Origin of the sequence: Mycobacterium sp. 1164966.3, from assembly GCF_001665395.1 — a bacterium.
Taxonomy (GTDB): Bacteria; Actinomycetota; Actinomycetes; order Mycobacteriales; family Mycobacteriaceae; genus Mycobacterium.
In genome coordinates, this window is the sequence record NZ_LZSG01000044.1 from 442856 (window position 1) to 462708 (window position 19853).

The window sequence follows — 19853 nt, forward strand, 5'->3', positions numbered from 1 at the left end:
CGGCTGCCCAAGGCTTCAGACGGTCAGGTATCCGCCGTCTACGGCGACCGTGGTGCCTGTGATGTAGCGGGCCGCGTCGGTACACAGGAATAGCACCGCTGGTGCGACTTCCTCGGGCAGCCCCATTCTGCCCATCGGGGTGTGACGCATTTCCGGTTCGAACAGTTGAGGAATGCCCAGCATTGGACGGGTCATCCGGGTGTCGATCAAACCGGGTGCCACCGCGTTGACGCGGATCCCGTCGTCGACCCAGCGCCGGGCAAGGTTTCTGGTGAATGCCACGATGCCGGCCTTCGACGAGCTGTAGGCCGGCACGTTGACCGCCGACACAAATGCGGACATCGACGCGATGCTGACCACGCTGGCGCCTCCGGCGGCGTCACTCGCCTTGAGCCGCTCGTGGCAGGCCATGGTCAGGCGCATGTGGGCGAACAGGTTGACTGCGACCGACCCGGCGTAACCGTCGGGATCCCATTCGTCTTTATGCGCCGCGTAGGGGCCACCGGCGTTGTTCACCAGGACGTCGAGCGGGCCGAGTGATGCCGCCAGCTCGTCGACGGCGGCGGTGTCGGACATCTGGCACTGCCGGAAATGCACTGCGCTGAGGTCGGTTTCGGGATAGTCTGCAGCCGACGCGCGGCTACCGGTGACGGTGACCGCAGCGCCGGCCTTGACGAAATCGCTCGCGATCGCATACCCGATGCCGCGGGTGCCGCCGCTCACCAGCACGTTGGCGCCGGTGAAGTCGAAGCTGACGGTGTTCATTTTTGCGGTCATTCGGCGTCTCTCAATTCGTCGGTCAAACAGGCCCGTTCCCAGAGGTTATTCGTGATGGCCGGCAGAGCCTCGTGATGACGGCGGCCACCGTATGTGCCGCGCGGCAGCCGGGCTCGGCGTTAAGGACGAGGTCGGTGAGATGCCAGCGGCGTCGACCATGTCTGCCGCGACAGCTTGCGCGAGCAGACGCAAAACCTCCCGACACGCCGCAGTTTCAGGGGCTTTTGCGTCTGCTCGCGCTCGTAGCCTCCTCGGCGAAAAGCGCTGTTTAGCCGTTCGACTGGCCTTAATGTTGATGCTTATCTCCACGCTGGAGCACCATACGACGATTGGATGGAAATGAAGCGACCGATCTTCAATTTTGTTTCCGCGGGTGTGCTGGCTTTTGCGGCATCGATGACGATTGGCGTAGGCGTCAGCAACGCCGACACGCTGCAGACCGAAGGTAGCTATCCGACCCACCAGGCTTGTCAGGACGCCGGCCCCGGCGTGAAAGCCACAACGCCACCGTTTAATTGGAACAACTTCTGGTGTGTTCCGGATCCTCGGGCTGCCGGTCACTGGCGCTTGGTTTTGAGCAACAATTAAGCGCCCCGCTCGAGGTGGCGCGAGCACACGCAGAATTTCCCGACACGCCGCTGTTTTAGGGAATTTTACGTCTGCTCGCGCTAGTACTGATAGAAGCCCTCGCCTGTCTTGAGGCCGAGCTTTCCCGCATCCACATACTCCTGCAACAAGTCCCGCACACTCTTGGGCAGGTACGGGAACTCCTCGGCGTAATGGTTTTCGATGTCGAGCACGACATCCAGACCGACAATGTCCATCATCTGGAACGGCCCGGCGGGCACACCCCAATTGACCTTGAACATCCCGTCCACATCCTCCGGCCGGGCCACACCTTCGGCGACGACGGCGATGCACTCGCGCTTGATGGCGGCCCAGACCCGATTGAAGATGAAACCGGTGCACTCCTTGCGCGCTTCGAAGGGATGTACACCGAACTCGGGCAGGATGGTCAGCAGGGTGTCCAGCAGGCCGCGATCGGTCTGGCCGTCCGACATCAGGTCGAGGGCGTTGAACTGCGGCGGCATGTAGAAGTGCGTGTTGCACAAACGCGTTTTGTCACGGACGTTTTCGGCCATCAGCCGCGACGGGAACGACGACGAGTTGGTGGCGAAGATGGTGTCTGGCGGCGCGGCCCGGTCGATCTCGCCCCACAGCGGGATCTTGATGTCGAGCCTTTCCGGGACGGATTCGACGGCGAGCCAGGCACCGTCCAGCGCCTCCGCGAGCGACGCTGCCCCGATCGCCGTACCTACTTCACCAAAGCCTCTGTCCTGCACGACTTTAGGTAGATTCTCTGTCACATATTGCGTGGCTTCGGCGCGCTGCTCGGCGCGGCGCGCATAAATTCGCACAGTTCCCCCGCGACTCGCCAGCATGAGCGCAATGCGACGGCCCAGGGTTCCCGCCCCGATCACCGCGACGGGACGGTTGCGGATGTCTTCGAAGGTGTAGGTGTACTTGGCAGTCACACGAGCATGCTAGATCGCGGCTGTACGTCTGGTTCTGTCGCGAAGCGACAAAGATTGGCCGACTGTTGTCGACCGCCCGCTTTCGCGAGGGTGCGCAGTTGTACTGAAGATACATCGTGTCGATGTACAAACACGAACGCTCGCGCAAGCGATTGCTACGGCTAGAGCAGCGTGATCTGTTCGGGCTCCGCCTCGGCCGGCTCCAGCAGCTCGGGCCCGTTGTTGCGCACGCTATTGACCAGCGTGGACACCTGCCGGAGCTCGATGTCGCGGACATCCGGCGGACGGGCGAGAAAGTCGGGATCCAGCGGGGTGTCCGGATCCAGCCAGGTATCCCAGTCGGGTTCGGACAGCATCAGCGGCATCCGGTCGTGGATCTCGGCCAGCTCGCCCACCGCGTCGGTGGTGATGATGGTGCAACTCAGCAGCGGTTGAGCCTCTTTGTCCGATTTCCAGACCGACCACAAGCCCGCCGCGAACAACGGCTCACCGTCGCTGCGATACATGTAGAACGGCGTCTTACGCGACTTTTTACCGTCGGCGGTGTCGGGATTGACGCGCCATTCGTAATAACCGTCCATTGGCACCAGGCAGCGCTTGGATTTTGCGCTCGAGCGAAAAGCCGGCGAGGTGGTGACCTTGTCCGCGCGCGCATTGATCAGCAGCGGACCCTTGCCCTCAGGTGCTCCGTCAGCGCCCGCCTTGGCCCACGGCGGGATCAACCCCCAGCGCATGAGTCGCACCCGGCGCGTCGCCTCGTCGTCTGGCTCGGTGTGACGTTTGACCACGGTCGCGACGGTGGCCGTCGGAGCCACGTTGTAATTGGGCTCAGAAGCCCGTTCCGAGGCGCCTGTGGCCTCGTCAATCGCCTTGATCTTCTCGGCCAGCAGGGCCGGGTCGGTCGTCACCGCAAAGCGTCCACACATAAGACTATGGTGCCTGGTATCCACGACACCCGCCGAGACGGCAGGATGGTGCAGGTGAGCACCACGTCCTGGCCTGCGCCATGCGCGCGGAGACCGGTGCGCGCCACGGTGACGGTCCCGGGCTCGAAGTCCCAGACCAACCGGACGCTGATCCTCGCAGCGCTGGCAGCCGCGCAGGGCCAAGGCACGTCGACCATCTCCGGTGCGCTGCGCAGCCGCGACACCGACCTGATGATCGGGGCGCTGAGGACACTGGGCCTGCAGGTCGACGGCGATGGATCCGAGCTCACGGTGAGCGGCGAAATCCAGCCCGGCCCGGACGCGCGAGTGGACTGCGGCCTGGCCGGCACGGTCTTGCGCTTCGTCCCGCCGCTGGCCGCGTTGAGCGCGGCGCCGGTCACCTTCGACGGCGACGAACAGGCCCGGGCCCGGCCCATCGCCCCGCTGCTGGACGCACTGCGCGGTCTCGGAGTTCTCATCGACGGAACGGGACTGCCGTTCCGGGTTGCGGGCAGCGGATATGTCGCCGGCGGCACCGTCGCCATCGACGCGTCCGCGTCGTCGCAGTTCGTCTCAGGCCTGCTGTTGTGTGGAGCGTCGTTCGCCGAGGGCCTGACCGTGCAGCACACCGGTGCGGCGTTGCCGTCCGCGCCGCACATCGCGATGACGGTGGCGATGCTGCGGCAGGCCGGCGTCGCCGTCGACGATTCGGCCCACAACCGCTGGCAGGTTCGGCCGGGTGCAGTCAAAGCCCGGCACTGGGACGTCGAACCCGATCTGACCAATGCCGTCGCCTTCCTCGCGGCGGCGGTGGTCACCGGTGGCACCGTGCGCATCAACGGCTGGCCGGCGGACAGTATCCAACCCGCCGATCACATCCTCGATATTTTGCGCAAGCTGGATGCCGTTGTCACGCATACTGATTCATACCTCGAGGTACAGGGCTCGGCCAGCTATAGCGAGTTGGAAGTCGACCTGCGCGCGGTCGGCGAGCTCACGCCGTCGGTGGCCGCACTCGCGGCACTGGCCGCGCCGGGATCGGTGTCCCGGCTGAGCGGCATCGCCCATCTGCGCGGCCACGAAACCGACCGGCTCGCCGCACTGAGCACCGAAATCAACCGCCTGGGCGGCAACTGTCGGGAGACGACGGACGGCCTGGTGATCACCGCGACACCGCTGCGGCCCGGTACCTGGCGCGCTTATGCCGATCACCGGATGGCGATGGCAGGGGCCATCGTCGGGCTGCGGGTCGCCGGAGTAGAAGTCGACGACATCGGCGCCACCACCAAGACATTGCCGGAGTTTCCGCGACTGTGGGCCGAAATGGTCACCATCCAACCGGGATCCGGCGATTGAGGCCCGGCGACTACGACGAGTCCGACGTCAAGATCCGCTCCGGCAAAGGCTCGCGACCGAGGACCAAGACGCGCCCCGAACACGCCGACGCCGAATCGGCCATGGTGGTCAGCGTCGACCGCGGCCGTTGGGGATGTGTGCTGGGCGGCGATCCCGATCGGCGGGTGACGGCCATGCGGGCGCGCGAGCTGGGGCGCACGCCGATCGTCGGCCGCGGCGACGTCGACGTGGTCGGCGATCTGTCCGGGCGCCCGGACACCCTGGCCCGCATCGTGCGGCGCGGCCCGCGACGAACGGTGTTGCGGCGCACCGCCGATGACACCGACCCGACCGAGCGGGTGGTGGTCGCCAACGCCGACCAACTGCTGATCGTGGTGGCACTGGCCGACCCGCCGCCGCGCACCGGTCTGGTGGACCGGACGCTGATCGCGGCATACGCGGGCGGGCTCAAGCCGATCCTGTGTCTGACGAAGACCGACCTGGCCCCGCCGCAGCCGTTTGCGGCACACTTCGTAGACCTGGACCTGACGGTCGTCAGCGCAGGAGTCGACGATCCCTTGCTCGCGGTGGCCGACCTGCTGGGCGACCAGATCACGGTGCTGCTCGGCCACTCCGGCGTCGGCAAGTCGACATTGGTGAATCGCCTTGTGCCCGAAGCAGATCGGGCTGTCGGAGAAGTCACTGAAATCGGCCGGGGCCGGCACACCTCGACGCAGTCGGTCGCGCTGCCGTTAGCCACCGGAGGCTGGGTGATCGACACGCCTGGCATTCGTTCGTTCGGGTTGGCCCACATCGAGCCCGACGACGTGCTGATGGCGTTCTCGGATCTGGCCGAGGCGATACGGGACTGTCCGCGCGGCTGTGGGCACATGGGGCCGCCGGCCGACCCGGAATGCGCGCTGGACACGCTGGCCGGACCCGCCGAGCGCCGGGTCACCGCGGCCCGGCGGCTACTGGCAGCGCTCCGGGAGAGCTGACCGCAGGCGCGACGGTGCGTGTTTGTCCGCCGACACGCCGTAAATCGCGTACATTTGCGCACGCTCGCGCTAGCGGACGAGCCGCATGCCGAGCTCGTCGGGTGCCACCAGATGGCCTTCCGCACAGCGAATTTCGACGTCTGCGTCGGCGCCACAGCCCAGATGTGTCAGCCGCAGCCGATGACGGCCCGGCAGGTGACGCTGCCCCCACTGGAACATCGCCCAGACCACCGGCATGAACTCGATGCCGGCTTCGGTGAGGACGTACTCCTCGCGGCTGCGCTGCCCGGGCTCTTGGTAGGGCCGGCGACGCAGCAGTCCGATGTCGACCAGTTCGGCCAGCCGCGCGGAGGCGGCGGCCTTGGTGATGCCCACCCGCCGGGCGAAGTCGTCGAACCTGGTGGTGCCGTAGTACGCCTCGCGCATGATGAGCATCGCGGATTTGGTGCCGACGACCGTCATGGTCTTCTCGATCGCGCACTCGCCGACCGCCGACCACGCATCGCGGTCGGCCAGTCGCCCTTGCAGCATTGTCACGGAGATCACCCTCCCATCTGGGTTGCATCAAGTATACCCAGATGTTATAGCTGGATATAGTCGTCAATACTCAGCTCAAGGAGGAGCCATGACTCGTGACGCCGTGATCGTCGGCGCTGTCCGTACCCCCGTCGGCAAGGGCAAGGCCAGTGGCGCCCTGCACGACGTGCTGCCGGCCGACCTGCTTGCGCACAGCCTGCGCGAACTCGTGGCACGTACGGGTGTGGATCCGGCACACATCGACGACGTCATCGCCGGCGCCGTCACCCAGGCCGGTGACCAGGCGGCGAACATCGCACGTAATGCGTTGCTGGGAGCCGGATTCCCCGAATCGGTCCCCGGTACGACCGTCGATCGGCAATGCGGTAGCAGCCAGCAGGCCATCAGCTTCGCCGCTCATGGGGTGATCGCCGGCGCCTACGACCTGGTGATCGCGGGCGGTGTCGAATCCATGAGCCGGGTACCGATGGGGACCTCGGTGCTGCCGGGCAGCAACCCGTTCGGCAACGACATGACCCGCCGCTACCCTGAGGGCCTGGTACCACAGGGCATCAGCGCCGAACTGATCGCCGCGAAGTGGGACTTTTCCCGGTCCCAGCTCGACGAGTTCTCCGCGGCCAGCCATGAGAAGGCCGCCGCAGCCACCAAAGACGGGCGCTTCGACAACGAGCTGATTCCGATCGCCGGGCTCACCACCGACGAGATCATCCGGCCCGGCACGACGGTCGAGACGCTGGCCGCCCTGCAGCCGGCGTTCTACAGCGAAGCGGTGAAAGAGCGTTTCCCGCAGATCAATTGGCTGATCACCCCGGGCAACTCATCGCCGCTTTCCGACGGCAGCGCCGCCGTCCTGATCACCACCAGCGAGGTCGCCAAGAAGCTGGGCCTGCGCCCGCTCGCCCGTATCCACACCACCACGGCCGTCGGCTCGGATCCCCTGTACATGCTGACCGGCGTCATCCCTGCCACCCAGAGGGTGCTGCACCGAGCGGGATTGACGCTAGCCGACATCGACCTCTTCGAGGTCAACGAGGCGTTTGCCCCGGTGGTGCTGGCCTGGGCGCAGGACACCGGCGCGAATCTGGCCAAGACCAACGTCAACGGCGGCGCGATCGCGATCGGCCATCCACTGGGCGCCAGCGGCGCACGCATCATGACCACCCTCGTCAACGCGCTCGAGCAGCGCGGCGGCCGCTATGGCCTGCAGACGATGTGCGAAGGCGGCGGGATGGCCAACGCCACCATCATCGAGCGTCTCTGACGCGCGCGGAACAGAGAGCGACCAAATGTCATCTCACACCACCTCCAAAATCTTTGTCGTAGGCGGCACCGGGGCCCAAGGCATCCCCATCATCCGTGCCCTGGTCGCCGACCAGAAGTACTCCGTTCGCTTCCTCACCCGCGACGCCGGATCTAGACGAGCCAAGGAACTGCTCGCACTCGACAACGTCTCCGTCCTGGAGGGCTCATTCGCCGATGAAACCATCCTGCGGGAAGGATTTCGTGGTTGCGACGGAGCATTCATCAACATCGACGGGTTCAACACCGGCGAGAAGACCGAGATCTACTGGGCGATTCGCAGTTACGAGATAGCCATCGAAGAGGGAATCAGATTCTTCGTGTATGGAAATCTCGACTATGGGCTCAAAAAGTCAGGTTATGACTCTCGGTTCCGCACCGGCCACTATGACGGCAAGGGCCGAGTGGGTGAGTGGATCTTGTTTCAGAATCAGGAGAATAGCAATCGGATGGGAGCGGCGGTCTTCACGACCGGTCCGTACATCGAGATGGTGATTTCGCCAGGGACCCCCATGGCACCTACCGTGGAGGATGGTGTCTTAACATGGCGAGTTCCGCTCGGTGAGGGGGCTGTTCCACACGTATCGCTCGAGGATTGCGGATATTACGTCCGCTGGCTCTTCGACCATCCCGAGCGCGCGAACGGCATAGACCTCGAAGTAGCCATTGAACACATCGCGTATGCGGATCTTGCTGCGGCGTTCGAAAAGGTCACCGGGCATTCGGCGCGATACGTTGACACCGATTTGCAGACGTACTGGCGCACAGGTCCACTCAGTGCTGTCGCAGACATGCCCGCCGGGTACAACGCCGACCCAAATGACAAGAGCACCATGAGCATGCGCGATAACTTCACGGGGTTCTGGAATCTGTGGAAGTACGGAATCGTCAAACGAGATTACGCCTTGCTCGACGAGATTCACCCGAATCGGATCAAGACTGCTGAGGAGTGGTTCAGGAGAGCAGAGCAGTCCGGACGAGAGCTGGGGAAGGGCGGTCTCTGGGAGCGAGTTCAACCGGACAACTGGCGGCCGATTCTCAAGGTTGGTGAGGACAGGAGGACCGGGAAGTTGTAGGCCGGACTATCAGTCCAGCCTGAACGATACTGGTAGGCAGTCGGTTTCAGTCTTCACACCGTATCGCTTCAGTCGTCGGGATCGGCCATCCGCTAGCCGCCAGCGACGCGCTTCCGACCACACTTGTCGACACAATGGAACAGCGAGGATGGGGGTATGGATTGCAGACTGTCCGTTGGGATCAACGAACGCGACGGGGGCTCGCTGTACAACACGCAGTTGTTGTTCGACGCCGATGGCATCCTGATCCAGCGTCGGCACAAAACCACCGAGCCAAACCGATCTGGCGAGGGCGAGGTGACAGCACCTCGACTTCTCGTTGATCAACGTCACGAAAATCCTCATAGATGTCAGCCACTACAGCCGGCCCGAACTGCTCAGCTTGGTGGTGGCCGAACCGAAACCTCGCACGTGCATGAGCGAGACGCGCGACCTGCCGGCACTCCACGGGAGCTTGGACGAACATGTCAACATCTGAACCGCATGAAACTGTCTTCACCGGCGCGCGATTGCGGTACGAGAGCGCGAAAAGCTACGAAGAGCTGGTCTCTGCCTTACTGTCCGACATCGGCGAACACCCGGTTCCGATCAACGAGATCGCGGAGAGCACCGATAACTGGCAGTCCTATCAAGAACGGGTCGAATCCCATGCCGGGGCAAGTGGATTCATGCTGTTCGGTGTCATCGACCACGGCGCATGGATCACCAAGGCCGGCATCGACCGCAAGGCGATGCGCGTCATCCTCGGCAACCCGCTTCTCGCGATCACCATGTTGCGGCACGACGTGACGGCGGGCCTGTTCGCCCCGGTGGAGTTGCTGATCCTCGAAGAGCGCACCGGTAGCAGCCTGACCTACGTCAAGCCGTCGTCCCTCATGGTCATCGAGCAGAATCCGGCACTGCTCAGCGCCGCAGAAAGACTCGACGCCAAGTTGGCGGCGCTAGCCACCAAGATTACAAGCGGCATCAGCCAGCGGCCCGGCTGAGGCATTTCAGCGGAATTCCGGAAAGTTGTTGTATGCGCCTGAAACGGGTATTCCCGCCGCACAACACAAAGGAGTCCGAAGTGGCAAAAGATCACGGGTCGAGTGTCAAGAATGACAAGCAGTATGAGGGCCTGCGCAAGAAGGGAATGAGCAAGTCGAGGGCTGCGGCGATATCGAACTCGCCCGGCTCGTCCAGCCGGGGTGGCAAGAGCTCGGGCAGCAGCCAAAGCAGCCGCAGCAGCGGTAGCGGGAGCGGCGGTAACCAGTCCCAGAAAAAGGCCGCGGGCCGCAAGGGCGGCAAGAAGTCGAGTTAGCCCGGTCGGCAGTCCACGCCGAACGTGTTATCACGGCGAGAATCTGCCGGAATCTCGCCGTGAGAGCACGCTCGGTGGCGGCCTAGGCGGCCAGATCGTCGGTGTCAGTGAGCTTTCCGGATGCGACGCGCCTGCCCCGGCGCCAGCTCCGCACCGCGTTGATCGCAGACTTCAGTCCGCGCCGCCGGCCGGTCGCCGGGTCGGTGGCCGCGAAGTCCGGCCCCAGTTCGGCGAACATCCGCTCGCTGCGGGTCTCCGGCGCGTCATCGGCGTCGTCGCGCAGATACTTGTTCGGCAACGACAGCTTGGCCAGAGTGCGCCAGGTCTTGCCGTACTGCACCAGGAATGAGCCTGTGGTGTAAGGCAAGTCGTACTTGTCGCAGACTTCGCGTACCCGTACCGAGATCTCGGCCAGCCGGTTGCTCGGCAGATCGGGATAGAGGTGGTGCTCGATCTGGTGGCACAGGTTGCCGCTCATGAAGCGCAGCGCCGGGCCGGCGTCGAAGTTCGCGCTACCCAGCATCTGTCGCAGATACCACTGGCCCTTGGTCTCGCCGATCATGTCGGTCTTGGTGAATTTCTCTGCGCCGTCCGGGAAATGGCCGCAGAAGATGACGGCGTTGGCCCACACGTTGCGGAGCACGTTTGCCGTCGCATTGGCCGTCAAGGTGGATCGGTACGTCGCACCCGGTGATAATGCGGTCAGCGCCGGGAACGCGACATAGTCCTTCAGCACCTGGCGACCGGCCTTGGCCAAGAACTCGTCAATGCGCTGCCGGGCCTCCGCGTGATCCATCCGGCGCTTGAGAATCTTGCCGATCTCCACGTGCTGCATCCCGACGCCCCATTCAAAGAGCAACGCGAGCAACGTGTTCCACACCAGGTTGAAGATGTTGAAGCGCTTCCAGCGCTGATCGCGGGTGACGCGCAGCATGCCGTAGCCGACGTCGTCGTCCATGCCCAGGATGTTGGTGTACTTGTGGTGCACGAAGTTGTGGGTGTATCGCCAGTGCTTGGCCGACCCGCTCATGTCCCACTCCCAGGTCGTGGAGTGGATCTCGGGATCGTTCATCCAGTCCCACTGGCCGTGCATGACGTTGTGGCCGATCTCCATGTTCTCGATGATCTTGGCCGCGGCCAACGTGGCGGTGCCTGCCCACCAGGCCGACCGCCGCGAGCTCGCGGCCAGCAGCAGCCGGCCGGAAACCTCCAGTGCGCGCTGTGCGGCGATGGTCCTGCGGATGTAGCGGGAGTCCCGCTCGCCGAGCGAGTCTTCAACCTCCTGGCGAATGGCATCCAGCTCAACGGCCAGGTTTTCGATGTCGGCGTCCGTCAGGTGCGCGAATACGTCGACGTCGGTGATCGCCATCGTCTTCTCCCCTGCGTTGTACGGTCCAGACCTACGCTATCGTAACCTACGATTCCGTAAGTTACCACTCGGTAGCATCAAATATTTACGACGCAATCGCCGGACGCGGCGGACACACAGGTCTGGATACGGGTGCCCGGTTCGTGCTCCTGTCCCGTGCGCAGGTCACGGACGTGGCCGTCCACCAAGTCGACCACACACGACTGACAAATGCCCATCCGGCAACCGAACGGCATCTGTACACCGGCACCTTCACCGGCGTCCATCACTGACGTCGCGGCATCGGCGGCGACGCTCCTGCCACTGCGCGCGAAAGTCACCGTCCCGCCCGCTCCCGCAGGTGCCGCGCGGGACACCGCGAAGCGCTCCAGGTGCAGCCGGTCCCTGATGCCGGCCGACGCCCACACCTTCTCGGCCTGGTTGAGCATGCCCTCCGGGCCGCAGGCCCACGTCTGGCGCTCACGCCAGTCCGGCACCTCCACGTCCAGCCGGGACAGGTCGAGCCGGCCATCGGTGCGCGTCTCGCGCACCCGCAGCCGATAGCCGGAGTGGTCGGCCTCCAATGCGGCGAGTTCGGCGGCGAACATCACGTCAGCCGCTGCGGGCACCGAATGTACATGAGCAATGTCGCCAATTTGATTGCGGCGCAAAAGTGTTCGCAACATCGACATCACCGGCGTGATTCCCGAGCCGGCGGTGAGGAACAGGATCGACGGCGGCGCCGGGTCGGGCAGCACGAAGTTCCCCTGCGGCGCGGCCAGCCGCACGATGGTCCCGGGCTCGACGCCGGCCACCAGGTGGGTGGACAGGAAGCCCTCGGGCATCGCTTTGACGGTGATCGTCACCGTCCGCGCGGAGCCAGAGCTGGCCGGGCTCGAGGTCAGCGAATACGAACGCCAGCGCCAGCGCCCGTCGACCAGCAATCCGATCCCGATGTACTGGCCGGGCTGGTAGTCGAAGCTGAAACCCCAGCCCGGTTTGATGACCAGAGTGGCAGAGTCTTCGGTCTCGCGGCGGACCTCCACGATGCGGCCGCGCAGTTCGCGGGCCGACCACAGCGGATTGGCCAGATGCAGATAGTCGTCCGGCAACAGCGGGGTCGTGATACGCGCGGCGAGCTTGCGCAGCGCATGCCAGCCGGGGTGCTGATCGGCGCCGACGACCGTGACGCGTTTGGTGTCGACGACGTTGGCGGTGATCGGCGCGCATTTCTTGCTCATTTGGAGGCTCCTGCTCGCGGCGCGGCCTGCAGCGGCCGCAGGCCGGTCTGTAAAAGCTACGGTACCGTAACCTACGGTGGCGTATCCAGTTCTGGTGGCCCGGATTGCGTCACACCCGATGCGGTCGGTGCATCGATCGAGACTGCGTTGAGGGCGCGGCTTCAGCGGGCAGGCTCGACGGATCCGCTTACAACAGCTCCAGCAGGAACGGCAACTCCTGGTTGGCGTACCACGCCAGGTCGTGGTCCTGGGCGTCGCCAACCACCAGTTCGGCGTCCTCATCGCCCAGGTCAGCAGCGTCGATCACGGCGATCGCCGCGGTGACGGCCGGCTCGGCGGCCGCATTGTCGACGTAGGCGGCGATGACCTTCTCGATGGCTACCGGCCCGGCCAGTCGGACGACGGCGTCGTCGAGGTCGGGCCGGTATTTGGCCCCGGATTCGCCCAAGTCGACTTCGGCGGCGAGCACCGCACGCCGCGGCAGGCGATCAGGCGCGTCCTCCGCGGCCAGCAGGCGCAGCGACGCCAGCGCCGCCTCTTGTAACGCGACCTCGGCGAGCTCGTCGTCGTCGCCCTCGGCATAGGCCTCACGCAAAGTCGGCGTCACGGCGAATGCGGTGCCGTTCACCGGCGACAACGAACCGTCGGCAACCAGTTGCCGCAGCATGGCCAGGGTGGCCGGGATGTAGACCTGCATTATCCGATCAACGTAGCGGCGTAGTCGTCGACGTACTTGGACAGCTCGCGCGGCGGGCGCTGGTAGTCGGCACTGACCACCGGCCGTCGCGGCAATTCGACCTGCGGGCGGTCCACGTCCTGGTAGTCGATGCTGGACAGCAGGTGGTGCATCATGTTCAGCCGCGCGTGTTTCTTGATGTCGGATTCCACCACGTACCAGGGGCTGACGGGGGTGTCGGTATGCACCATCATCTCGTCCTTGGCGCGCGAATACTCGCCCCAGCGGTACACCGACTCCAGGTCCATCGGGCTGGGTTTCCATTGCCGCACAGGGTCGTTCAGCCGTGCCTTGAACCGGCGCAGCTGCTCGTCCGGCGAGACGGAAAACCAGTACTTGCGCAACAGGATCCCGTCGTCGATCAGCATCTGCTCGAAGATCGGCGTCTGCCGCAGGAACAGCACGTATTCCTGTGCCGTACAGAAACCCATCACCTTCTCGATGCCGGCGCGGTTGTACCAGGAGCGGTCGAAGAGCACGATCTCGCCGCGGGCAGGCAGATAGGCGATGTAACGCTGGTAGTACCACTGCCCGCGTTCCCGATCGGTCGGCACCGGCAACGCAGCGATATGGGCGATGCGCGGACTGAGGTATTCGGTGATCCGTTTGATGGCACCGCCCTTGCCCGCGGCGTCACGACCTTCGAACAGGACCACAATACGTGCGCCGGAGAACCGCACCCACTCCTGCAATTTCACGAATTCCGTTTGCAGCTTTAACAATTCGGCTTCGTAGACGTCGTCGGAGATCTTCGGTTTGGCCGGCGCACCCGATTTGCGTTTCTTCGACTTCGCCGACGCGCCGTCACTCGTCACGGTGCTCACATCAACGAATGGTAGCCGCAGACAGCAAATTTGACCCGGACAACTACCGGGAAGCCACCAGGAGCTCGTCCAGCGCTTGGCTCAGCAGGCCCGGCAGCAGGTCGACATCGGCCATCGCATCGCGGTCGGCGTTGATACCGAAATACAGCATGCCGTTGTATGAGGTGACGCTGATCGCCAGCGCCTGATTGTGCAGCAGCGGCGGCACGGCATAGGTCTCCAGCAACTTGGTGCCGGCGATGTACATCTGCGACTGAGCGCCGGGGGCGTTGGTGATCAACAGGTTGAACGGCTGCTTGGACAGACTGGGAAAGGTGGTGGCTACGCGGATCCCCATGGCGTGCAAGGTCGGTGGCGCGAAACCGGACAGGGTGACGATGGTCTGGGCGTCGACCAGGCTGGGGGCCGTCGGGTTGGACTCGGTGGCGTGCGCGATCTGCGACAGTCGCACCACAGCGTTGCCCTCCCCCACCGGCAGGTCGACGAGAAACGGCGTCACCTGGCTGATCGCCTGACCGGGACCGGTCGAATCGAGCTGGTCGTCGGCATAGACCGACAGTGGCGCCATCGCGCGGACCGTTGCGGTGGGCGCCACGGTTTCGCCGCGGGACATCAGCCAATTGCTCAGTGCGCCGGCGATCACCGCCAAGACCACGTCGTTGACATCGCAGTCGTAGCGGGCACGGACCGTTCGATAGTCCTCGAGGCTGCCGCGGGCGACCGTGAACCGGCGGTTGCGCGAAACTTTGGCGTTCAGCGGACTGCTCGGTGCGGTCCCGCGCGCCAGCGTGCGGGCGACGTCGAACACCCGCCGGCCGGCGTCGACCAGCTGTCCGGAGTTTGTCGCCAGGCCGGCGATCGCGGAGCCGACGGCCTGCATCTGCGCCCCCGGGCCGACTATCCAGTCGCCGATCGCACCCAGCAGCAGCCGAGTGCTACCGGGGTCGCGCTCCGGGACCCAGATGTCCTCGGGGAACGGCGGCGGGCGACGGGTGCGATCGGCGATGACGTGGCCGATCTCCAGCGCACTCATGCCGTTGATCAGCGCCTGGTGCGACTTGGTGTAGAGGGCGACGCGGTTCTTGTTCAGGCCCTCGACGAGGTACATCTCCCACAACGGCCGTGATTTGTCCAGCGGCCGCGCGGCCAGCCGCGCGATCAGTTCGTGCAGCTGTTCTTCGCTGCCCGGCGACGGCAGCGCCGAGCGCCTGATGTGATAGGTGATGTCGAAATCGGGGTCGTCCATCCAGACCGGCCTGGCCAGCCCGATCTTCACTTCGCGGACCTTTTGCCGGTACCGCGGTATCTGCGCCAGCCGCTGCTCGACAGTGGCCAGCAGCTTCTCGTAGCTCAGTCCGGCGCGCGGTCGACGCAAGATGGCCAGCGACCCGACGTACATCGGCGTGGCCGTGTTCTCCAGCCGATAGAAGGACGCGTCCGTCGTGGACAACCGGGTCACCATTGCGGCCCTGTCCTCCTTGTCCATCCTCGTGAGTCGGTCGCGTCTACCGGAGTTTCCGCCCACGGTAACCGCCTTCTCGAGCGCATTCTGGCGCGGGTACGCGACGGCCGCGGTTGTGCGATGATGGCCGGCAACCGGGAAGCCCGATGACATCCCGGGAAACCTGCGAAAAAAACCATTGTCTGCCACTCTCCTGCAGGCTCCCGTTCAAAGATGAGTTGGAGAGTGCCCGTTGACCGTCATTCCTAGCGTGAGTGCACCTCGTCGCGACGGTTTTGCCGTCGTGCCGGTGGTGGAGTACGAGCCGCCGAGCCAGACCTTGCCCGGAAACGTCCGGCAATCATCCCACGTGGTGTTGCGCCGTCGCATCTCGAGCGGGCCTCGCCGAGGGCCAGGCAGCCAGCCCGCCGCCGCGCTTTCCGCGCCGATGCGCGAGGTGGCCGTCTTCGCCGACGCCGCCCTGCGTCGGGTGCTGGAAGTCATCGACCGGCGTCGTCCGCCGGCCCAGTTGCGGCCCGTGCTGGCACCCAGCCTGCTCGACTCCGTGCTGTCCGTCGGCCGGACCGGGCAGGAAGGCGCTGCGGTATTGCGCCGGCTACGGCTGCAACCGGCCGGACACCCCGACCCGGCGACCGCTGCCGAGGTTTTCGGTTCATACAGCCGCGGGAGCCGGGTGCACGCCATCGCCTGCCGGGTCGAACGGGTGCGCGCCGCCAAGGTAAGCCGATGGCTGGTGGTTGCGCTGCACATTGGGTAATTTGCCCCGGCGCTGGGCGAGGGTGTGAATCCTGGGCTTTGCGGGTGAATCCTGGGCGTAGATTCGGGCCTTTCCCAGCCAGGAAGTAACGCTCAAATCTCAACGCCGACCCTAGGCCGGTCAGTTCGGCGGTTCGACCCTGGCGGACAGCGGATTGCCGGTGTACCGGGCCAGCACCGGTCCGGCGATCGCCATCACGAAGACATACGACGTCGCCAGCGCTGCGACGCCCGGGATCGACGTGCCGACCAGGCCGATGATGATCAGGGAGAACTCACCCCTGGCCACCAGCGCAGTGCCGGCCCGCAATTGCCCGCGCCGCGCCACGTCGTCGCGTCGCGCCGCGAACATCCCGGTGAGCACCTTCGTCGCCATAGTCACCACAGCCAACGCCAGCGCCACCGGAAGCATCGGAATCAGCTCTTTGGGATCGACCGACAGGCCGATCGCCAGGAAGAAGATTGCGGCGAACAAATCCCGCAACGGACCCAGTACCTTGCGCGCGCGGTTGGCCGTCTCGCCGGTCAGGGTGAGGCCGACCAAGAACGCCCCGACTGCCGCCGACGCGTGCAGGACCTCGGCCATGGCGGCGACCATCAGCGTGATGCCCAGCACCCGCAGCAGCAGCTGCTCGGAGTCGGGGTGGGCCACCAGCCGGCCGACGTGGTGGCCCCAGTGGAAGGACGCGGCGAACGCGGCGAGCAGAGCGCCCACCGCGGCCAGCATGCCGCCGACGGCATCGAGCCAGCTGCCGCCCGACGCTAGCACCGCGAACAGCGGGAGGTAGGCCGCCATCGCGAAGTCCTCGAGCACCAGAACCGACAGCACCGCCGGTGTTTCCCGGTTACCTAGCCGGCGCAGGTCCTCCAGCAGACGCGCGATGACGCCCGATGAGGAGATGTAGGTAACTCCCGCCAGGGCGAGGATCGCGACACCGTTCAACCCCAGCAGCCAGCCGGCGACCGCGCCGGGTGTGGCATTGAGGACGACGTCGACGCCGGCCGACGGCAAGTGGTGCCGAAGGCTGCTGGCGAATTCGGTGGCGGAGAACTCCAGACCCAACGTGAGCAGCAATAGCACGATGCCGATGGGCGCGCCGGTGGTGACGAACTCACCGGCGGCGGCGACCGGCAGGACGCCGCCCTTACCGAGTGAAAGACCCGCCAGCAGATACACCGGAATCGGCGAAAGCGCGAATCTTCGTGCCAGCGCACCTAATACGGCGAGCGTGGTCAGGAGGGCGCCGAGTTGGAACAGCAGCGCCCCCGAGACTTGCACGGTTCAGCCCTTATCGACGATTTGCTCGACTCCGGCAATGCCTTTTTCCGTGCCGATGACTATCAGGACATCGCGGGCGCGCAGGATTTCGGATGGGCCGGGCGAGGCGAGGACGTCCTCCTCGCGCACGATGGCCACGATCGAGGAGCCGGTGCGAGTACGCGCGTGGGTGTCGCCCAACGGCCGGTCCACGAAGGGACTGCCCGGCAGGATGTGGACCTGACCCGCTTCCAGCCCGGGCACTTCGCGGGTCAGCTCGGTGAACCGCTCGGCGATCCGCGGTGCGCCCAGGATCTGGGCGACGGTGTCGGCCTCTTCGTCGGTGAGCTGGAAGACCGGTCGCGCCTGGTCCGGGTCATCGCGGCTATACAGGACGATGTCGAATTCGCCGCCGCGCCGGGCGATGATGCCGATCCGCTCACCCTGGTGGCTGGTGAACTCGTAGCGAAGGCCGACACCGGGCAGCAGCACCTCCTTGACATCCATAAAGCAATCCTTGACGAAATGCCGTCGGGATAGAAGCGCTACCGGCCAACCTCATATATGCCGGCCTGGCGATAATCGTCGGATGGAAGGGAACACAGTCAGCGTCGAGCGCGTCATCAACGCATCGCCCGACAAGATCTTCGCGTTACTGGCCGACGCGGGCAAACACGCGAGTTTCGACGGTTCGGAGTCGGTGAATCACGCGACGCGGGAGTCGGTGCCGCTGACGAAGGGATCGAAATTCGGCATGGCGATGCGCGGGCGCAAGGAGACGCTGTTCATTCCGTACCGGACCACCAACACAGTCATCGAGTACGAGCCGGATCGCCGGATCGCATGGCAGACAACCTCGCTGGGCGGTCTGGTAGGCGGGCGCATCTGGCGTTACGAGCTGGCTCCGGCAGAAGACGGTGGCACGCGGGTGCGCGAGACGTGGGATGTGTCCCAGGACAAGCAGAAGAAGCTGATCACGAGTGGTTCGATGGCCAGGTTGACCGAGGACGGCATGCGCGCGACGCTGGAGCGGATCGCGCGGCTGGTCGAGGGTTAGCTCGAAGCCTCGGCCGGCTCAACGGCTTCGGTGTCAACCTCGCTGTGCCGGTGGGGAATCGGCAACAGCATCGGCACCTGTCGGCGGTAATCAAGATATTGGTCGCCTAGTGTCGCCACCAGGTCGCGCTCTTCCAGCTGCACGGCGAACAGGATGTAGCCCGTGACGACGATCGCGAAAAGTAGGTGCCCCGCCGTCATCGTGGGCGTCGACCAGAAGGCGATGATGAATCCCAGCATCAGGGGATGGCGCACCAACCGGTAGAGGAACTGGATGCGAAAGCCGATGTCGGTGTACGGCTTTCCGCGCCACGCCAGATACACCTGCCGAAGCCCGAACAGGTCGAAATGATTGACCATGAACGACGACGCCAGCACCGTCGCCCAGCCCAGCCAGAACAGCGCCCACAACGCCAGGCGGGCGGCAGGCTGTCGCACATCCCAGATGACCGCAGGCATGGTGCGCCATTGCCAATACAGCAGCAGCAGTACGGCGCTCGAAAGCAACACGAAAGTGCTGCGCTCGATCGACTGCGGCACGATCCGCGTCCACCACCGCTTGAACCCTGGCCGCGCCATGACGCTGTGCTGGACCGCGAACAACCCGAGCAACAGCACATTGACGGCCAGCGCTGGGCCTGTCGGGGCGGTGATGCCGTGGTCGACAGTGCGGGGTACCACGATCGCGCCGACGAAACCGATGGCATACAGGAAAGCAACCACGAAAGCCAGGTAGCAGACGGCGCCGTAACCGATTGTCAGGAAACGCTTCATGGCTCGATTGTCCTTCGCGCAGATGTTTGGTCCATGGGGCGTTCGCCCCATTTTTCATACGGGCTAGGCGGACGGAGGTTCAATGCCGGCGCCGCCCCGCCGTCGGCGCCAACGGGGGTCACCGCCAACGGTGCAGCCGCGACAGACGCCTGGCGTGAGGGCGACAAGCTGGTTGTGGAGATCGACCTGCCCGGCGTCCAGGCTGACTCGCTCGATGTCCGCGTCGATCACGACGTGTTGACTGTGCGCGCCGAACACCCGGAGGTAACCGGTGGCCGCGAGTGGTTGGCCGCCGAACGCCCGCACGGTGCGTTCACCCGGCAGCTGTACCTGGGCCAGAGCCTGGATACCGAACAGGTCAGCGCCGACTACACCGACGGCGTGTTGCGGATAACCATCCCCGTGGCAGAGGCGGCCAAGCCGCGCAAGGTCGCCATCGCGACCGGCGCGCAGCAGGCCATCAATGCCTGATTCGACAAAGGGCGGGGCGCCCCCCACCCTGGGGGCGGCCCCAGAGTTTAGCTGGGGGGGGGAGCCGGGGCCCCGTGTGTGGCCCCCCCACCTGGGGGGGGGGGGGGGGGGGGTAGGGGGGGGGCGGGGGGGGGGGCCCGGGTC

General features: G+C 65.2%; 22 protein-coding genes and 1 pseudogene. 11 read left to right on the forward strand and 12 right to left on the reverse strand.

The window, feature by feature from the left end; genetic code table 11:
* Positions 1 to 15: 15 nt before the first annotated feature.
* The gene (locus A9W99_RS17865) at positions 16 to 765 is read right to left on the reverse strand and encodes an SDR family NAD(P)-dependent oxidoreductase (protein ID WP_067380983.1); all 750 of its coding nucleotides are present in this window, start codon (positions 763 to 765) and stop codon (positions 16 to 18) included.
* A gap of 345 nt (positions 766 to 1110) precedes the next feature.
* Between A9W99_RS17865 and A9W99_RS17870 the strand changes: the two genes are divergently transcribed.
* Complete coding sequence (locus A9W99_RS17870; RefSeq protein ID WP_067380747.1) at positions 1111 to 1365, forward strand: hypothetical protein; 255 nt, start codon at positions 1111 to 1113, stop codon at positions 1363 to 1365.
* A gap of 80 nt (positions 1366 to 1445) precedes the next feature.
* Here the strand turns inward: A9W99_RS17870 and A9W99_RS17875 are convergent, their stop codons facing one another.
* Together A9W99_RS17875 and A9W99_RS17880 are read right to left on the reverse strand one after the other, a co-directional pair.
* On the reverse strand, positions 1446 to 2312 hold the full coding sequence (locus A9W99_RS17875; RefSeq protein ID WP_067380750.1) for a 3-hydroxyacyl-CoA dehydrogenase family protein: 867 nt from the start codon (positions 2310 to 2312) through the stop codon (positions 1446 to 1448).
* A 161-nt stretch (positions 2313 to 2473) separates the two neighbouring features.
* Entirely contained in the window at positions 2474 to 3238 is a 765-nt protein-coding gene (locus A9W99_RS17880; protein WP_067380753.1) for an SOS response-associated peptidase, read from the reverse strand.
* A gap of 54 nt (positions 3239 to 3292) precedes the next feature.
* On the opposite strand from A9W99_RS17880, the gene aroA reads away from it, so the two are divergent.
* The gene (gene aroA / locus A9W99_RS17885; RefSeq protein WP_253869967.1) at positions 3293 to 4594 is read left to right on the forward strand and encodes a 3-phosphoshikimate 1-carboxyvinyltransferase; all 1302 of its coding nucleotides are present in this window, start codon (positions 3293 to 3295) and stop codon (positions 4592 to 4594) included.
* Positions 4591 to 5571 (forward strand): ribosome small subunit-dependent GTPase A, encoded by a 981-nt coding sequence (rsgA, locus tag A9W99_RS17890; protein WP_067380986.1) that lies wholly within the window; start codon positions 4591 to 4593, stop codon positions 5569 to 5571. The genes aroA and rsgA overlap by 4 nt, the downstream gene beginning before the upstream one ends.
* Before the next feature lie 69 nt (positions 5572 to 5640).
* Here the strand turns inward: rsgA and A9W99_RS17895 are convergent, their stop codons facing one another.
* Positions 5641 to 6108, reverse strand: a complete 468-nt coding sequence (locus A9W99_RS17895; protein WP_067380992.1) for a helix-turn-helix domain-containing protein — start codon at positions 6106 to 6108, stop codon at positions 5641 to 5643.
* Between the two features lie 88 nt (positions 6109 to 6196).
* Here A9W99_RS17895 and A9W99_RS17900 point away from each other — a divergent pair, with 88 nt between their 5' ends.
* The 5 genes and pseudogenes from A9W99_RS17900 to A9W99_RS26180 all read left to right on the forward strand — a co-directional run bounded on the left by A9W99_RS17900 (position 6197) and on the right by A9W99_RS26180 (position 9783).
* Positions 6197 to 7369, forward strand: coding sequence for an acetyl-CoA C-acyltransferase (locus A9W99_RS17900; protein ID WP_067380756.1), 1173 nt, complete (start codon positions 6197 to 6199; stop codon positions 7367 to 7369).
* A gap of 25 nt (positions 7370 to 7394) precedes the next feature.
* Positions 7395 to 8483, forward strand: coding sequence for an NmrA family NAD(P)-binding protein (locus A9W99_RS17905; RefSeq protein WP_067380759.1), 1089 nt, complete (start codon positions 7395 to 7397; stop codon positions 8481 to 8483).
* A gap of 171 nt (positions 8484 to 8654) precedes the next feature.
* Positions 8655 to 8747: pseudogene (locus A9W99_RS27365) on the forward strand (aliphatic nitrilase); the annotation flags it as partial.
* A 200-nt stretch (positions 8748 to 8947) separates the two neighbouring features.
* Positions 8948 to 9469, forward strand: coding sequence for a DUF302 domain-containing protein (locus A9W99_RS17910; protein WP_067380761.1), 522 nt, complete (start codon positions 8948 to 8950; stop codon positions 9467 to 9469).
* A 32-nt stretch (positions 9470 to 9501) separates the two neighbouring features.
* Positions 9502 to 9783, forward strand: a complete 282-nt coding sequence (locus A9W99_RS26180; protein WP_253869971.1) for a hypothetical protein — start codon at positions 9502 to 9504, stop codon at positions 9781 to 9783.
* An 82-nt stretch (positions 9784 to 9865) separates the two neighbouring features.
* On the opposite strand, the gene A9W99_RS17920 is transcribed toward A9W99_RS26180, so the two are convergent.
* From A9W99_RS17920 to A9W99_RS26985, 5 genes are all read right to left on the reverse strand, one after another.
* The gene (locus tag A9W99_RS17920) at positions 9866 to 11152 is read right to left on the reverse strand and encodes a fatty acid desaturase (protein ID WP_067380768.1); all 1287 of its coding nucleotides are present in this window, start codon (positions 11150 to 11152) and stop codon (positions 9866 to 9868) included.
* 77 nt (positions 11153 to 11229) lie between these two features.
* Positions 11230 to 12372, reverse strand: coding sequence for a ferredoxin reductase (locus A9W99_RS17925; RefSeq protein WP_067380771.1), 1143 nt, complete (start codon positions 12370 to 12372; stop codon positions 11230 to 11232).
* A gap of 187 nt (positions 12373 to 12559) precedes the next feature.
* Entirely contained in the window at positions 12560 to 13072 is a 513-nt protein-coding gene (locus A9W99_RS17930) for a hypothetical protein (protein WP_156623166.1), read from the reverse strand.
* Positions 13069 to 13932, reverse strand: coding sequence for a polyphosphate kinase 2 (gene ppk2, locus A9W99_RS17935; RefSeq protein WP_067380777.1), 864 nt, complete (start codon positions 13930 to 13932; stop codon positions 13069 to 13071). The genes A9W99_RS17930 and ppk2 overlap by 4 nt, the downstream gene beginning before the upstream one ends.
* Before the next feature lie 43 nt (positions 13933 to 13975).
* The gene (locus A9W99_RS26985; RefSeq protein ID WP_067380995.1) at positions 13976 to 15394 is read right to left on the reverse strand and encodes a wax ester/triacylglycerol synthase family O-acyltransferase; all 1419 of its coding nucleotides are present in this window, start codon (positions 15392 to 15394) and stop codon (positions 13976 to 13978) included.
* 232 nt (positions 15395 to 15626) lie between these two features.
* Between A9W99_RS26985 and A9W99_RS17945 the strand changes: the two genes are divergently transcribed.
* Positions 15627 to 16151 carry an Rv3235 family protein gene (locus A9W99_RS17945; RefSeq protein ID WP_156623158.1) on the forward strand — a complete coding sequence of 175 codons (525 nt, stop codon included), beginning with the start codon at positions 15627 to 15629 and terminating at the stop codon, positions 16149 to 16151.
* Positions 16152 to 16271: 120 nt separating this feature from the next.
* On the opposite strand, the gene A9W99_RS17950 is transcribed toward A9W99_RS17945, so the two are convergent.
* Both A9W99_RS17950 and A9W99_RS17955 read right to left on the reverse strand, forming a co-directional pair.
* Positions 16272 to 17429 (reverse strand): cation:proton antiporter, encoded by a 1158-nt coding sequence (locus A9W99_RS17950; RefSeq protein ID WP_067380784.1) that lies wholly within the window; start codon positions 17427 to 17429, stop codon positions 16272 to 16274.
* Between the two features lie 3 nt (positions 17430 to 17432).
* Positions 17433 to 17915 carry a cation:proton antiporter regulatory subunit gene (locus A9W99_RS17955; RefSeq protein ID WP_067380787.1) on the reverse strand — a complete coding sequence of 161 codons (483 nt, stop codon included), beginning with the start codon at positions 17913 to 17915 and terminating at the stop codon, positions 17433 to 17435.
* Between the two features lie 82 nt (positions 17916 to 17997).
* On the opposite strand from A9W99_RS17955, the gene A9W99_RS17960 reads away from it, so the two are divergent.
* Positions 17998 to 18465 carry an SRPBCC family protein gene (locus A9W99_RS17960; RefSeq protein ID WP_067380790.1) on the forward strand — a complete coding sequence of 156 codons (468 nt, stop codon included), beginning with the start codon at positions 17998 to 18000 and terminating at the stop codon, positions 18463 to 18465.
* Here the strand turns inward: A9W99_RS17960 and mddA are convergent.
* Positions 18462 to 19238: a methanethiol S-methyltransferase gene (gene mddA, locus A9W99_RS17965; RefSeq protein ID WP_067380793.1), complete on the reverse strand. Its 777-nt coding sequence runs from the start codon at positions 19236 to 19238 to the stop codon at positions 18462 to 18464. The genes A9W99_RS17960 and mddA overlap by 4 nt on opposite strands.
* Before the next feature lie 33 nt (positions 19239 to 19271).
* On the opposite strand from mddA, the gene A9W99_RS17970 reads away from it, so the two are divergent.
* On the forward strand, positions 19272 to 19709 hold the full coding sequence (locus tag A9W99_RS17970; RefSeq protein WP_067380798.1) for an Hsp20/alpha crystallin family protein: 438 nt from the start codon (positions 19272 to 19274) through the stop codon (positions 19707 to 19709).
* Positions 19710 to 19853: the final 144 nt, after the last annotated feature.